The sequence below is a fragment of the Candidatus Zixiibacteriota bacterium genome (genome assembly GCA_014728145.1).
GTDB lineage: Bacteria > Zixibacteria > MSB-5A5 > JAABVY01 > JAABVY01 > WJMC01.
The window spans coordinates 13782-29255 of record WJMC01000097.1; the positions used below are offsets into that span (position 1 = coordinate 13782).

Annotated in this window: 13 protein-coding genes; all 13 read left to right on the forward strand. The window is 48.9% G+C overall.

The genetic code is table 11. From position 1 onward, the window contains the following. Nucleotides 1-4 precede the first annotated feature (4 nt). Nucleotides 5-358 carry a hypothetical protein gene (locus GF404_06130; GenBank protein MBD3381755.1) on the forward strand — a complete coding sequence of 118 codons (354 nt, stop codon included), beginning with the start codon at nt 5-7 and terminating at the stop codon, nt 356-358. Nucleotides 359-416: 58 nt separating this feature from the next. Beyond that, nucleotides 417-1226: a M48 family metalloprotease gene (locus tag GF404_06135; protein MBD3381756.1), complete on the forward strand. Its 810-nt coding sequence runs from the start codon at nt 417-419 to the stop codon at nt 1224-1226. A 618-nt stretch (nt 1227-1844) separates the two neighbouring features. Then, nucleotides 1845-2783, forward strand: coding sequence for a PorV/PorQ family protein (locus tag GF404_06140; protein ID MBD3381757.1), 939 nt, complete (start codon nt 1845-1847; stop codon nt 2781-2783). A 601-nt stretch (nt 2784-3384) separates the two neighbouring features. Next, entirely contained in the window at nt 3385-4134 is a 750-nt protein-coding gene (locus tag GF404_06145; protein ID MBD3381758.1) for a sugar transferase, read from the forward strand. Nucleotides 4135-4249: 115 nt separating this feature from the next. Continuing rightward, the gene (locus GF404_06150; GenBank protein ID MBD3381759.1) at nt 4250-5014 is read left to right on the forward strand and encodes a PEGA domain-containing protein; all 765 of its coding nucleotides are present in this window, start codon (nt 4250-4252) and stop codon (nt 5012-5014) included. Nucleotides 5015-5026: 12 nt separating this feature from the next. Then, nucleotides 5027-6562, forward strand: a complete 1536-nt coding sequence (locus GF404_06155; protein ID MBD3381760.1) for a hypothetical protein — start codon at nt 5027-5029, stop codon at nt 6560-6562. Nucleotides 6563-6579: 17 nt separating this feature from the next. Then, nucleotides 6580-7422: a hypothetical protein gene (locus GF404_06160; protein MBD3381761.1), complete on the forward strand. Its 843-nt coding sequence runs from the start codon at nt 6580-6582 to the stop codon at nt 7420-7422. A gap of 4 nt (nt 7423-7426) precedes the next feature. Next, nucleotides 7427-9535, forward strand: coding sequence for a PEP-CTERM system histidine kinase PrsK (prsK, locus tag GF404_06165; protein MBD3381762.1), 2109 nt, complete (start codon nt 7427-7429; stop codon nt 9533-9535). Further along, nucleotides 9528-10886 (forward strand): PEP-CTERM-box response regulator transcription factor, encoded by a 1359-nt coding sequence (gene prsR, locus GF404_06170; GenBank protein ID MBD3381763.1) that lies wholly within the window; start codon nt 9528-9530, stop codon nt 10884-10886. The genes prsK and prsR overlap by 8 nt, the downstream gene beginning before the upstream one ends. A 154-nt stretch (nt 10887-11040) precedes the next feature. After that, nucleotides 11041-12468, forward strand: coding sequence for a response regulator (locus GF404_06175; GenBank protein ID MBD3381764.1), 1428 nt, complete (start codon nt 11041-11043; stop codon nt 12466-12468). A gap of 42 nt (nt 12469-12510) precedes the next feature. Further along, a complete protein-coding gene (locus GF404_06180) occupies nt 12511-13587 on the forward strand; it encodes a hypothetical protein (protein MBD3381765.1) in 1077 nt (358 codons plus the stop codon). Beyond that, a complete protein-coding gene (locus GF404_06185; GenBank protein MBD3381766.1) occupies nt 13553-15178 on the forward strand; it encodes a DUF87 domain-containing protein in 1626 nt (541 codons plus the stop codon). Before GF404_06180 ends, GF404_06185 begins: the two co-directional genes overlap by 35 nt. A gap of 3 nt (nt 15179-15181) precedes the next feature. Next, a partial coding sequence (locus GF404_06190; protein ID MBD3381767.1) for an exonuclease SbcCD subunit D occupies nt 15182-15474 on the forward strand: 293 nt, incomplete at its 3' end.

Sequence of the window (15474 nt, forward strand, 5' to 3'; positions counted from 1 at the left end):
AGTTATGGCTTATACTCCCGAGGAAATCGAAGAAGGTAAATCAGCGGCAATTTTGGCCTATATCCCGTTTCTATGCCTGATTCCGCTGGTGAAATGGCGCGAAAACCGCTTTGCCTACGATCATGCCCGGCAGGGAACGGCACTCTTTTTAATCGAACTCGTAGCCGCTGTCCTGCTGATCCCCGGATTAGCATTACTTTTAGTGAAGCTGGTTCTGACGGCGGCTATCATCGTCGCAATCATCGGACTGATCTATGTCATGCAGGGGCAGTCCTTTAAAATCCCCTATATCGGTGAATGGGCCGATCGCTTGATCGGAAAAGATAGTGACGATTATCATCAGGAAAACCTGTTCTGATCGTTTTAGATAATCGACCTCGATAAAAACTATATCATGATTCAGGGAGCATGTAGATATGCGTGAGAAAATTAGTGTTGGGATTTTATCGTTTTTAATGATTATGGTCTTCTCTTGCGCTACTACCGGTCCGGGAGGTGAAAAAGATCTGATCCTGATTCCGGCTTCACAGGAAGTAGCCATGGGCAAGCAGTTCCATGAGCAGATCATAACCGAAATGAAGGTCTATGATAACCCTGAATGGCAGGATTATTTTAATGAAATCGGTCAATCAATTGTGGTCGTTTCAGACCGCAAAGATATCGAATACCACTTCACTGTTGTAGAGTCTGAGGATATCAATGCCTTCGCCACCCCCGGTGGCTATATCTACATCTTCACCGGCCTTCTGGAAATTATCGACAATGAAGCCCAGCTGGCGGCTGTGACCTCGCATGAGATCTCCCATATTGTCGCACGGCACAGCGTTCAGCAGATGCAGTCTGTTCTGGGATTGAGTATTCTCAAGGAACTGGTTCTTGGTGACACCGATTCAAAAACATTTGAAACCATCTACCAGGTCGCACTTGCTGTCGGTATGTCCGGCTATTCGCGTGAACATGAGCGCGAAGCGGATAACTATGGTGTCATCTACATGGTCAATGCCGGCTATAATCCAGAGGGGGCGTTGGGCCTGTTTGGAAGCCTCCGGGAAGCTCATGGCAGGGCAGGGGATCGGTCGTTTTTCGAGAACCTGTTTGCATCCCATCCGGAAACACAGGAACGAATTAATAATGTTTCACAACAGATCGAAAGCTATGATTCAGAAATTCTCAGTCGTTCCAAGAATGAACAAAAATATATCCGCATGAAAGCATTACTTCCCTGATTGCAGCTTGTCTGGTAAAAAGTGGTCTTTTTCCAGACGTTTGCAGAAATCAATAGCGTACAACTGTTTGATTTGTGTACTGCATCGTTTAAATCTGGAAATACTGTTTCAACGCAAGTTTTTTATCGTTTCAGGTTAAAATAACTGCGAACCTGCCGAAGAAAAAAAATAAAAAGCTAACAATTTTTATATTGACTGTATTCGTTTAATACAATATCTGGTATATGTACACGTTAGATACTACACTATGTAGTATGAAGGGTCTATGTTACTGATTTTGAGAAGGAGTATCGATCTGTAGCTATCGGTTGAAAACCTGAACATGGTTTCAACTTGAAGCGGGTCTGGAAGTTAACTATATATCGGGGGACAAATCCAATAATTTGTTCAAATACTGCCACCCGAGATCGTACCCTTCATAGCTTAGTCGAGAGAAAAGTTAAAGCAGAATAGTCAGCACCTATTACTGCAATCTATTCATATACAAAGAGATAGCCTTCGTGTGAGGGTAGTGTTTCAGGGGAGGAAACACCTTTTATGATCAGGTTTGAAGGATGGCACCTCCATTGCAATAAGGTAGTCCTGTAGGGAATTAGGCTTATTGCAAGTGGGGTGTGAATGAAGGCAGGACGCAGATTTAAGCAGGTTTCGATTCTATCATTAATAATGCTGATAGCCGTTAGTTCGGTCGCTTGGGCTGGAAATGGTACCGGTAACGGTACCTCCAGCGCTGAACTTCTCGATATCGGTATCGGGTGCCGTGCGATGGCGCTCGGAGGGGCATTTACCGCTTTTTCAAATAACGCCTCCGGAGTTTTCTGGAATCCTTCGGGGCTGGCGAACCGCAGCAATACCGAGTTGACCCTGGGTTATTCTAACTGGTATCAGGATCTGAGCCTGAATTATATCGCACTGGCAGCTCCGGTCAGCCGTCGTGTGAGTTTCGCGATCGGCGTTATCTATCTGAATTATGGTGATTTCAATGCCTATTCAGTCGATGATCAGCCGATTGGCAGTTTTAGCGGCCATAACGTCGTCGGGCAGGTTTCGATGGCTGTCGGGGTAACTGATAAGCTCTCGTTAGGTCTGACCGGGAAATGGGTTTCGGAGAAAATCGAGGAAGCGACAGCTTCCGGCTATGCCCTGGATGCCGGCCTGCGCTACGACAGCGGTCCGTTCGCTCTCGGAGTGACTGCCCGCAACCTCGGCCAGGGACTCGAATATGAGGGCGAGGTCTCGCCATTTCCGACATCATATAATGCCGGGATCGGGTTCCGTCTTTTCAATCGCGGAGTTAACCTGACCTCTGAAGTCGTCTATCCTGAAAATGGCGATATCAGCTTCCACCAGGGAGTAGAACTTCTCTACCAAAACACTATTGCCCTCCGTTCCGGGTACTCACACTCGATGACCGATGAAAGCCAGGCGGAGCGCAATGGCCTGGTGATGGGTTTCGGTCTCAAGGTCTTGACCGGTTCCCTCGATTATTCCTACGAACCCGGAAAGGATCTCGGTGCGGTCCATCGAATTGAGTTCTCAATGAGCTTTGGCGATTAACACTGGGTTAATCGCCATAACCCTTTAATCCGCCCAATAATACATAAAATTTATGCACATGAATGCGGTTGCACCGCAGTTTGTGTGCATATTTTTGCATTTTTGAATCGAAACACGACCACTGAAAAATTAAATTATTCCTCGCAGAACAAAAAACATTCCTAAAATGTCCTATCTTGACATCTCTCTCGCTGATAAGTAAGTCCTTTTAGTGTAAGAATGACAACGTATTAGAAATAGTTGATTTTGTCGAAACATATACAGGATAAATATTGTTCTGTATGTGTTCTATTAAACAATAAAAATGGCAAATCATTTGCTGTTTTAATGGGAAACAACGCAATGTCAGGAGTGCTAATTCCAAGGGTAGCTTATGCAAGTAAAGAACCTCTCGAAAGACCGACCGCTGAAAAGGAATGACAGCTTAAGTCATGAGCGCAGACTGACTGTATCTATCGGAGGAACAGGAGCCATTTCGTTTGGTGATTCTCTCCGATATTTGATCAACAGGATCAAGCTGGATTTATCCCGTCGCCATCGTAATACCAGCGCCGCTCTCGATTATTTTCTGATCGATAAACTTTTCAGTAATATTCTTCTGATGGCTTTTTTTGCGAAATCGATTGCCCTTCCGCAGGGCTTTAGCCTTAATTTGCCGGTTTCGAAGTACTGGCGCAATTTCTGTTACTCGATCAAAGTTTCAGTTGATTTTCTGGGTGCTTTGGTTGGCCTGATTCTACTCATACCATTGTTTTTAATCGTTGCGATTTTGATTAAGCTGGATTCGCCCGGACCGGTCTTTTACACCCAGTTGCGGGTGGGCCGGAACCGTCGCCGTAACGATCGCCGTCAGGCTGACTGCCGGGTCTCGGTCGATCGCCGAAATCGTGACCGCAGAAGAGAGAATGCTCATGGTAAGCCGTTCGACGTAATCAAGTTCCGGACCATGGTCGACAAGGCAGAGAAAAAATGCGGTCCGATCTGGGCCACCAAGAATGACCCACGGATTACCCGTGTGGGCGCGTTTTTACGCAAGACCCGTGTGGACGAGTTTCCTCAGCTTATCAATGTGCTCAAAGGTGATATGAGTCTGATCGGTCCACGCCCGGAGAGGCCGGTTTTCGTCAGTGAGCTCTCTACGAAAGTCGATCGTTATACCGAGCGCCTGCAGGTCAAACCGGGAATTACCGGGCTGGCACAGGTTGAAAACGGTTACGATTCTTCTATTGATTCTGTCAAAAACAAAGTCGCCCTCGACCTGAGTTATATCAATCGCTGGTCGTTGTGGCAGGACTTTAAAATTATATTGAAAACTATTTCAGTTGTAATAACTGGAAAAGGAGCCTTCTAACCTTTTGGTGCTGACTGGAAGCCGGAGCATTCCCCATGCTCCGGCTTTCTTTTTTTTCGGTTTTGGGGTAAAACAGAGAATTAATATCATAATTTTTGTTGCCAAGCGCTTCAGCATGGCCTATATTTTTCCGAACTTTAAGGTTAACAAGGAGGTTGGGGGATATATGCGCTTATGGATATCAGCCCTGCTGCTGCTAACGATCATTTCGCCGATCTACGCTCAATCCGAAGTCTCCCTGGAGGTAACGTCTGACCCGCCGGGTACGACTGTGCATCTGGAGGGGGAGTACAAGCTGACCGGGGTGACGCCCACGGTGTTCACTCAACCGCTTTCCGGCACATACTTATTGACTGCCGAGAGACCGGGCTACGAGACCTATAAAACCAAGCTGTACCTGACCGGTGGTTCGCCCTTAGCGGTCAATGTCGAGCTGTCGCCCAAGAGTCGTTTCAAGGCTTTTATGAGGTCGATGGTCCTTCCCGGATGGGGTCAGTACTATGCCGGCGAGAAGAGTCGCGGTGCCATGTTTGGTGTTGCCACCCTGGCTTCCGGTATAGGTTTGATAATTGCAGAGAGAGAGTTTCAGGACAAAAAGGATGCTTATGACGATGTTTATGAGCTCTTTCAGGAGGAGCGTTCGATAGAGATCAAGCGCCTTCTGGAGAATGCCGTTGACCGTGCTCGTGAGGAAGCTTACGATGCCGAGAAAACGCGCAATATCGTGCTCGGGATAGGTGCCGCGGTGTGGGCTTACAATCTCATTGATGTGCTCTTTTTCTTCCCGGATAAGCGCTATGAATCCTATGTGCCCAGGGTTTCATTTGACACCAACGAAGATTTTTCACGCCTGGATTTATCCCTGAACTTTAGTTTCTGAGGTGGATGAGATATGAAAAAGATTATATATATTCTGGTTCTGGTAACATTCTGTCTTGTTTGGGGATGTGAGAAAGAGATTCCGTCGTCGTTCAGCCTCGATGACCTTCCCGATACTCCCCAGTCTCCGACCGACATAAAAATAGTTGTTTCGGAAGATAAACTGGCCCTGAGCTGGGCTTATGAAAACAGTTCCGAGGTCAAGAAGTATTTGATCTACCGCGCTCATAATGTTGCGGACAGCCTTGAAATTTACGATTCGACTACTGCTACCGAATATATCGACCGCAGGGTTCAGCCCAACGTGCGTTACTTTTACGAGATTTCGGTTGTTTCCAATCATGATATCGAAGGCCGGAGAACTCCGACGGTTTCTGCGGTTCCGGGCATATACTCGTTCTTGATAAACAATGACAACGAATACACTGCCAGCCGTCCGGTGACGTTGAATTCCAGTGCTCCGAGCGGAACGAGTTATATTCTGCTTTCGCACTCATCAGATTTTGCGGGGGCTTTCTGGCGCGAATACTCCAATACCATTGGCTGGGATTTATCCGTAGGCGACGGCGTCAAATGGATTTATGCTAAGTTTCGTGACGGCGAAGGTCATATAACCGATTCAGTCTATTCCGATTCGATTATACTTGATACCAAAGCCGAGATCGATTCCGTTTATATTACTCCTTCGCAAACTGACTTTGAGGCGGACGACATGCTCCATTTCGTGATCATGACCTCCGAAGCGGGGGGAGAGGCCGAGGTGAATATCACTGAAATCGGGAGTCTCAAGCTGTTCGATAACGGTTCGAACGGCGATGCGGTAGCGCTGGATGGTATCTATGAACTCAATTACACGATTCCGCCTTTGACCGAGGTCAATGATGCTACCGTGACAGCCAGTTTTACTGACCGGGCCGGCAACAGAGCTCCGCAGAAAAAGCTTCCGTTTATCATTACGATCGCCAATCCGCCCCAGACTCCAGAATTGACCGCCATAGGGTCGGGGGAAGATCAGATTGAACTGAGCTGGTTCATCCCGTATTTGAATGATTTTGACCAGTATCGCCTCTATCGCAGTGAGACTTCAGCAGTTGATGAAAACTCACATCTGGTGACTTCTATTACTGTGCAGAACAATACAACTTATACAGACACCGATTTAGAGCCTGGTACGACATACTATTACCGGGTTTACATCTACGATCGTTCCGGGCTGTCATCGGCCAGCAACACAGTCAGCCGTAAGACCGAAGACAACGAGGTCCCCGAGGCTGTGACGGTAGCTATCGAGGAAGTCGATTCGACTAATTTCCGTCTCAGCTGGACTCGTAACGACGATGACGATTTTGCGTCATACAGGATCTATCGCGATACTGAGAGCGGTGTCACGGATGAACCGTCCAAACTCCTGGCAATCGAAAATTCGCAATCGAGTACCACTTACAGCGACCAGGGAATCACCGTGGGGCAGACTTATTATTACAGGGTTTACGTTTTCGACAGGCATGGCGCTTCGATTGGCTCCAATGAAGTCTATGCTCCTAAATAAGCGGGGAGGATATTGTTATGTCCGCTCTTCTCAAATTAAATAATTTTATAGCCGCATTCATAGATGCGTTGCGGTCGATGTTTTATATCCGGATCTGGGCGCCGTTTTTTATTTTTATGCTTATTTCCCTGGCGGTTGCGTTTATGCTGTTGAACCCGTTTTCGGGTTTCTGGTCAGGCCTGGCAATCGCCATAGGCAAGACCAAGCTGTTCTCCGGAGGTCCCGGTTTTGTGCATTACCCGCAACACATGATTATGGTTCCGGGAGTTTATGGAAAGGTCAGTATCATCGTTTCGATCCTGTTTGATTCGATTTTAACTGCCACCGGCTTTATTATGTTCGCGAGGTTCTTTGCCGGCGAGCAGGTACGCTTTTTCGAGTCTCTCAAAGATGCTTTCCGCAAGTACCTGTGGCTGGTCCTGGCAAGTATTTTGGTCTATGCGGTCTTGTACCTGGTCTCACGCTATTTGCCGGAGGTCTTCAGGGATTTCCTGGTCGGGAGCCCTCGTCGCCAGATCGCATTCGATTTCGCGTTCAAGGTCTTCATGTTTTTCGTATTATCACCGTTCGTGTACATTCAGCCCTACCTGGTTATCGACGATGAAAACCTGCTGGTTGCCGTCGGTAAATCGATCAAGATGTGGTTTCGGAATTTCTTCAGTACTTTCTTTGCGATCTTTCTGACCCAGCTATTACTGCTTCCGTTTGCGGTCGGTATGGACTTCAGTTTCCGCCTGGCCAGTTCATATAGTCCCGAGCTGATCAACTGGCTGTTGTATGGTCATGTCGTCTTGTTCATGTTCGCTTCGTTTGTTTTGACGGCCATGCTGACGCGGTTCTTTGTCGAATATCACGAGTGATCCTATGCAATTCTGGGAAGAGATTTTCCTGATCGGTTCGTCTCTTTTAATTGTACTGTTTGCTATTGGCGCGCAATTTGGCAAGGGAGGACGAGCCGGCAGGCTTATATTTTTGCTGAGTGCGATTGCCCTGGGATGGTTTTTTTTTCGATTCCAGTCAGTCTGGCCCGCACGTGTTTACGAATACTTTCTTTTTCCGCATGATCTCAACCTGGCGCTTTCCGCGATTCCCCTTTTGTGGCTGGCGTTCTCGCTGGTGTTTGCCCGTGAGGATTACATGGCCTCAATATCACGTTACCGTATCGGTCTGACCCTGGCATTTTTAACTGCCTTGTTTTTCGCGGTGATGAGCCTGAAGTATCACTTTTTTGTTCTTGAGAGACATGACGATGGTGGAGTGCATATCTTCCTCTCACGCCTGGGTCAGTATTTCCTCCTGTACCTGATAGTGATTTCCGCCATGACCATGATCAATTTCGAGAGCACTTACAGGGCAGGTCTGGGGATATATCGCCGTAAACTTCAGGGCGCCGTCTTGTCACAGGCGTTTCTGCTGGTGATAACATTGATCTCATGCAGCCTGGTGCTGTTGGGTGGTGAGATCAATCGCCAGTATATTGCGGTTTTCTCGCTTATGACCGCTCTCAGCTTTGGTCTGATTATGGTCTATTTTTTGCGCTATGAACCCCAGCAGTCGGGTGTGTTCGTGCGCACGCAGGCCGCTTACTCATCGATAGGTATCATAGTAATCGGGTTTTACCTTGTGCTGGCCGGCGCAGTCGGCAAGATCATCCAGTTGATCGGTGGCGATGTGCGCCTGTTCGTAAGTGTGCTGGCGGCTATGCTGGTCTTCTTCGCGCTGTTGGCATTGCTTTTGTCGCGTTCAATTAAGGAGCGAATCAAGACCGCGGTCGACCGCACCTTTCATTCCGGACAACTCGATTTCGAGGAAGACCTGGCCAGCTTCTCTGAGGATATCGCCACCATCTTCGACCCGGAGGAGCTGACTGAAAAAATACTGACGCTTCTGCGTGACCGGATCGGGATAGGCAAGCTGTACCTGTTCTATACCGACACCAACCAGAACGCGCTGGTGATGATATCTCCGCGCCATGACGACACTTTTGAAGACTTCACGATACCAGTCAACGGTTATTTCGCCGACTGGATTTACCGTCACGGTGAGGCCATAATCACCGAGGAGCTCAAGCGCAGAATTGCAGGTGAGAACCGTCATCTGCGCGAACTGGAAGTTATCGAAAAAAGGGATATCTCAATCGCCCTGCCCCTGATCGCCAAACGGAGGCTTGTGGGATTGATGTTTCTCGGTCCCAAGGCTTCAAGCCAGCCATTTCAGCATCAGGAGATTCAGTTCATTTCCTCGATCGGACACCAGTTCGCGCTGGCATTGTTTTCGGCCCGCCTGTCCGAGGAGCTGATGGCCGCGCGCCAGATAGAATCATTTCACAAGTTTACTGCCTTCGTTCTTCATGATCTCAAAAATTCGGTTTCGATGCTGTCGATGTTGTTGCAGAATTACGAAGCCAATATGGAAAATCCCGAGTTTCAGAAATCAGCCATGACAACTATCCATGGGGCGGTCAACCGGATGCAGAGAGTGATTGAAAAACTGCAGACGGGGGACAAAGAAGAGCGCTTCAGTTTTTGTGATTGCAATTTATCAAAGATTATATTAAGCTTGGAAAAACGCCTTGAACTGGCCGATCTTGATAATGTGGAGTACGAACGTTCGCTCGATATGGACAAGCCTGTGAATTGCGACCCCGATAAATTTGAAGAAGTTGTTCGCAACCTCGTATTGAATGCGCTGGAGGCCATGAAAAACGGTGGTAAACTAAGCCTTCGAACTTTCGAACAGGATAATCGTGCGGTCCTGGAGGTCAGTGATACGGGTGAGGGGATGAGCCCGGAATTCGTTTCCAAGAAATTGTTCAAACCATTTTCTACCACCAAGAAAAAAGGTCTCGGTATCGGGCTGTTTCAATCGCGTGAATGGATTGAGAAAATGAACGGCAAGATCGTGGTAAAATCGAATCCCGGACAGGGAACGACATTCAGCCTGCTTCTGCCACTGGAAAATAAAAATGGATAAAGACAAAGCCAAAATATTAATAGTCGATGATGAAGAGGGTATTAGGACGCAGATTCAGTGGTCGTTTGCCAGTGATTACGATATCTGCCAGGCGGCCAGCTACGATGAGGCCCTGAAACTGGCTAAAATCGAGAAGCCGGATCTGGTCACCCTCGATATTGCCCTGACCGACCTGACTGACGATCTCTCGGGGCTGAAACTGTTGCGGAAGTTTTTGGCGATCGATCCCTACATGAAGATCATCATGGTCACCGGCAACGAGGAAAAAGAAGCCGCTTTAGAATCGGTCCGGCTGGGAGCCTACGATTACTACCAGAAACCGATTGAATTGGAAGAACTCAAGTTAATCGTCTCACGCGCTCTCAATATGCGTCATCTCGAGCTCGAGAATCTGGCGATGTCCAAAAAGCTCGAGAAGAAACAAAAGTATCATGAGATAATCGGATCCTCACAGCGGATGCTGGAGGTGTTCAAGCTGATCGAGGCTGTCTCTAAATCCGATTACGCTGTCCTGGTCACAGGGGAGTCAGGCACAGGAAAAGAATTGACGGCATTGGCAATTCATCAGAATTCCAACCGCAAAGACAAGCCCTTTATAGCCATCAATTGCGGCGCGATACCCGAAAACCTGCTCGAATCGGAACTGTTCGGCCATGAAAAAGGCGCGTTCACCGATGCGGTAGCTATGAAAAAAGGCAAGTTCGAGTACGCTCATGAGGGCACATTATTTTTAGATGAGATCGGTGATCTTTCGCTTCCGCTCCAGGTGAAGTTGCTCAGGTTCCTGCAGGACAAGAAGATAGAGCGTGTCGGCGGCAAGCAGATGATCGACCTCGATGTGCGCGTGGTGGCGGCCACCAATGCTGACTTGAAAGAAAAAGTCAACAGCCGGCAGTTTCGCGAAGACCTTTTCTACCGGCTCAGCGTCATTACGATCGAGATGCCTGCTCTGCGCGAGCGGGGTGACGATGTGGTCCTTTTGGCCAATGTCTTTTTAAAACGGTACGCCGAGGAAAACCAGAAAGCGGGGCTGACGTTTACGCCCCAGACGATTGCCCGTATCAAGGATTACCATTGGCCCGGCAACGTGCGCGAGCTCGAAAACAAGCTCAAGCGCGCGGTTTTGCTGGCGTCTGACAAAAAGATCAAGCCGGAGGATCTCGGTTTTGAGACCGATGAGAAGGAAGACCTGCGAAGCCTCCAGGAAGTCCGTGAGGAAGCTGAACGAGAGCATCTTCTCAAGGGGCTTTTGCGTGCCAACTGGAATATATCACGGGCCTCGAACCTGCTGGGAACCTCGCGTACGACCCTGTATGACCTGATGGATAAATACAAGATCAAGAAATCCTGAACCCCTTAATCCAGCTTTTGTTTAAATCATGGTTGTAATCCCCCTATCTTTCGTTAAAACCGCATAAAATCATGCATTTCATAGGTATTTTACCAAATTGAAGTAATCAAAATCCTGATTCTGCCGATTACTTTCAATAGGAGAAAATACCTGTATGAAAAACATACTGTTAGTTGATGACGATCCCACAGTTTCTGAGACACTACTGGGGCTGTTTGACCAATCAGAGTACAATTTTCATCATCTCGAGGATGGTGACAGGGCGCTTAATTTCATAGAGAACAACAACCCTGACCTGGTACTTCTGGATGTCAACCTGCCCTCGATCTCGGGACTGGATATTCTCAAGGAGATCAAAAAGCGCGACTCCAATTTGCCGGTTATTATAATATCCGGATATGTATCAACGGAGAACGCGATCCAGGCCATGAAAGAAGGGGCCTATGAGTATATCACCAAGCCGTTTCAGATTGAACGGCTGATGCTTACTATAAACAAGGCTATGGGTGATCAGCTGACCGGCGAGCCAGAAATCCAGTCGGCGGAACAGCCTTTGATTCACAGCAGTGAGTATGAGATCGTCGGGAAATCTCCTGAAATCGTCGAAATCGCCAAGATGATCGGCCAGGTGGCCCGTTCCGATGCCGCAGTATTGATTTTTGGTGAATCCGGTACCGGCAAAGAGCTGGTGGCGCGGGCCATTCATCGCAATTCCCATCGTTGTGAAAACCCATTTCTGTCGGTTAACTGTGCCGCTCTTCCGGAATCGCTTCTGGAATCGGAACTGTTCGGTCATGAAAAAGGCTCGTTCACCGGAGCCCATTCGCGTAAACTTGGGAAATTCGAGCTGGCCAACAACGGCACTCTGTTTTTGGATGAGGTCGGCGATATGCTCCCATCCACGCAGTCCAAGCTTTTGCGCGCGCTCCAGGAACAGGAATTCGAGCGGGTCGGTGGCGAACAGCCGGTACAGGTCAATGTGCGCGTGCTGGCCGCTACAAACCGTTCCCTGGTGAGCGCCATGAAAGAAGGCAAGTTCCGGGTCGACCTGTTCTACCGCCTCAAGGTCGTCTCGATTTTTATACCGCCATTGCGCGAACGGCGATCGGATATAATTCTTTTGGCCGAACATTTCATGAACCAGTACAGCCATCTCGCCAGCAAAACTCCAAAGACTCTATCGACCGAGGCGGAGGAGATGCTCTCCAAGTATCACTGGCCTGGCAATGTACGCGAGCTGGAAAACAATATCCACACCGCCGTGGTGATGAGCAAAAATGACACCCTTCAGCCGGAGGATTTCCCGATCTTCGCTGAAAACGGCGAAAGTGTGCAGGTCGACTTCGAGGAGATCAAAGACGATTACGCGCGTATGTTCAACGATGTGCTGGAGCCGATGATGGACAAGATTTTGAATGTCTCATCCGGCCAGGTCTATTACCACCTGCAATCCGCGCTTGAAAAAGTGATGATCTCCAAAACTTTGCATTATGTCAAATCCAACCAGGTCAAAGCCTCGGAAATACTGGGTATCTCCCGCAATACCCTGCGTGATCGTATGCAAAAGTACGATCTGTTTTAGTTTATTATTGCCCTCTTCCCGATCAGCATTTATCCTTAGCCCATGCTCTATGACTACTCATCCGTTTACAGCGGGCTGAACAGGACTGTCGATTACATCCGCTCCCTGCTGAGTACAATGCCCACCGAAAAACTATTTAGCGGAGCTGTGGATTCTCATGAGACTCTCGAGATTGAAGATGACCTGGAAGCCCTCGATTTCATCCCTGCGCAAGCCGGTGATAAGCATCACCTGCGATGCGCGGCCATTGACGGCGGGCAGGGGAGAATAGCTTCCAACAGCCTGTTTACCTGCGCGGTTTACCGGGCCGGCCTGGTTGTATTCGACGGACGCCGGCGGGTCGCTGAATCGATCGGCAACCTGCACCTGGCCAACCTGAATTCCGCCACTTACCGCGATCTCTACGCAAAGCAGTATCGTGATCTGTACAATTCTTATCCGGCTGAATTTCCCGCTTTTTCCGAAAGCTTAAATGAGCTTCGTCACCTGCGGGAAAATGCCATGATCGCTGACGCGGTCGCTACGCTCGAGACGGGCGATATGCTTCTTTTGGATGGTTCTTTCCGGGCCGGCAGTGACGATGAACATCGCTTTCTGAAAGCTGTTGCCGGCCAGGCGCGTGCAAAAAATATCGATATTGTCGCCGTGAGTAAAGCCTCCGCGTTGATCTGGCAGGGAGGCGCCAGCCTGGTGGGTGTGATCAAAAAACTTGGAAACGAAAGATGTAAAAACAGCAACTGGTACGTTAAAATCGGAAGCGATTATCCTGACCAGCCAGACAGGCGGTTGAAGGATATCTATGTTGCCCGGATGAGTCCCTATTCCAGCCAGGCATATAGAATTGATATTTATATTAATAATAGCAGGTCTGCCGACGAACTATTTGAAGCGCTCGGCTTTCTTTCATCAGACCCGTTTTTCTCAGGCTACCCATACCCGTTGGCGGCGGTTCACCAGGCTGTGAGGCTGTCCGAGGAAGAACTTCTGGGACTGAGGATCAGGTTGAAGCAGGTTGCGGTCGAGGCCGGAGTTTCCGATGATGAATGGTCGCTTTTATTCGAGGACTACCACGACACATTGAACTATGACCTGCAAACTTCGAAATATATACCGGGTTGATATGACAGACAGGAATGAATCCAGGCAGATCGGCCGGATAACCGGCAAAAAAGTAGGCGAACTCTATTTCAGGGTGCCCTATGATTACCGTGTTTGTATCGGCGACCTGGCCCTGGCCGAGGATGAGCATGATTCTAAGATTCGCTATTACCTTCGTGTGGTGGATATTTCCTACGGTGCTGAGGGTGCCGATACCGGCTGGTTTGAACGGACCGCCGGTAACCTGATGCTGGCTGATATGGCGGGGCGGGAGGAGACATTGTTTGAAAAAGAACGGCGTCTTTACAAGATTGCACGATGCAGTCTTTTGGGATATCTCCTTTCAGATAAATTCTATAAACCCAAGACCATGCCGGATCATTTCGCGCGTGTTCGAGTACCACTGCAGGATGATTTCCGGTTTCTGCAGAGCGGTCATGGCGACCTTGAATTTGCACGACTGCGTTCGGGCGAGGATATCCTCGATCTTCCGATGGGTATTCCCGGGTCTACCGTATCATCTCATATCGGGCTGTTCGCGACTACCGGCATGGGAAAGAGCAACCTGATGAAACGATTTGCCGGGGCCATCCTCGCGAGCGGGAATATCGGTCTGTTGATTTTCGATCCTCACGGTGAATATTATGACGGCGGGGGAGAGGATGAAAGCCGGGGATTGATTCATCATCCTGACGCCCGTGAGAACTTGAAGATCTTTTCATCGCGCAAACGTGACGGCGATATCTCCTACGATGTTCTGAAGATCTCCGCCTATGAGATAATACCGTCGGATCTGAGCCATATCTATGAATTCTCAGAGGCACAGGAAGAAGCTTTGTACGCGCTCTACTTCCGCTTCAAAGACAAATGGCTGGTAAAACTGGGCGAGGAGGAGATTGCCGATCTGGCGACGCAGATAACGACCCATGGCGGGTTCGCGGAATCGACTTTGGGAGTGCTCAAGAGACGCGCTGAATATCTATTGAAGCAGAAGTTTATTCATACCGACTGTAAAGTCTCGACTTCTGAAAATATCATCAAGAAACTCCGCTTTGGGAAAGTTGTGCTGGTTGATTCATCGAGTTTGACCTCCCGCGATGAACTGCTGGTAAGTTCGGTGATCTGCAGGAACCTGTTCGGCGAGTACCGCGATCTCTACGCCCATCCGGACAGATTCGGGAAAACTCCACGTGTGCTGGTGGTTTTGGAGGAGGCCCAGCGCGTGTTGCGTAAAAGCGGAGGCAAGACGAATATCTTTGCCCGCATGGCGCGTGAGGGGCGCAAGTTCAAGCTCGGCATCTGCGCTATCACCCAGCAACCCAAGCTGATCGATGAGGAGCTTCTTTCGCAGTTCAACACTTTCTTTATCCTGGGGCTGGCCGATGAAAGCGATCGGCAGATCATCAGGTCATCATCCAAACAGGACATCTCCGATCTCAGCACGGAAATCCAGATGCTGGCGCCGGGGGAGGCTTTGATCACTTCGCCAGTCGTGCCGTTCGCCCTGCCGGTCAAGATCGACCTGTACGAAGACTACCTGACAAATGCAACTGAGAGAACGGAAAAATCATTGAAATCCGAAACAAAAATCGATACAGATTTTTTTGATTAAGCTATGTCAGTAAGAATCGCCCATATAGCCGACACCCACCTTGGGGCGGGAGGTTTCGGAAACAAGCTCTCGGAATCCGGGATCAACCGTCGTGAGGAGGATGTCTGCAACGCTTTCTCCTACTGCATCGACCGGATTTTAGAGATGAAACCAGACCTGGTAATTCATGCCGGCGACCTGTTTCATACGGTACGTCCTTCCAACCGTATCATAAATTTCGCCATCAGGGAGATTCTCAAGCTGAGCCGGGCGGAGATACCGGTGGTAATTATCTCCGGCAATCACGATGCTCCCCG

Bases quoted from the DNA above. Each gene is read 5' to 3' on its own strand.
- GF404_06130 (MBD3381755.1), top strand. From the start codon at position 5: ATGGCTTATACTCCCGAGGAAATCGAAGAAGGTAAATCAGCGGCAATT.
- GF404_06135 (MBD3381756.1), top strand. From the start codon at position 417: ATGCGTGAGAAAATTAGTGTTGGGATTTTATCGTTTTTAATGATTATG.
- GF404_06140 (MBD3381757.1), top strand. From the start codon at position 1,845: ATGAAGGCAGGACGCAGATTTAAGCAGGTTTCGATTCTATCATTAATA.
- GF404_06145 (MBD3381758.1), top strand. From the start codon at position 3,385: ATGGCTTTTTTTGCGAAATCGATTGCCCTTCCGCAGGGCTTTAGCCTT.
- GF404_06150 (MBD3381759.1), top strand. From the start codon at position 4,250: ATGGCCTATATTTTTCCGAACTTTAAGGTTAACAAGGAGGTTGGGGGA.
- GF404_06155 (MBD3381760.1), top strand. From the start codon at position 5,027: ATGAAAAAGATTATATATATTCTGGTTCTGGTAACATTCTGTCTTGTT.
- GF404_06160 (MBD3381761.1), top strand. From the start codon at position 6,580: ATGTCCGCTCTTCTCAAATTAAATAATTTTATAGCCGCATTCATAGAT.
- prsK (MBD3381762.1), top strand. From the start codon at position 7,427: ATGCAATTCTGGGAAGAGATTTTCCTGATCGGTTCGTCTCTTTTAATT.
- prsR (MBD3381763.1), top strand. From the start codon at position 9,528: ATGGATAAAGACAAAGCCAAAATATTAATAGTCGATGATGAAGAGGGT.
- GF404_06175 (MBD3381764.1), top strand. From the start codon at position 11,041: ATGAAAAACATACTGTTAGTTGATGACGATCCCACAGTTTCTGAGACA.
- GF404_06180 (MBD3381765.1), top strand. From the start codon at position 12,511: ATGCTCTATGACTACTCATCCGTTTACAGCGGGCTGAACAGGACTGTC.
- GF404_06185 (MBD3381766.1), top strand. From the start codon at position 13,553: ATGACCTGCAAACTTCGAAATATATACCGGGTTGATATGACAGACAGG.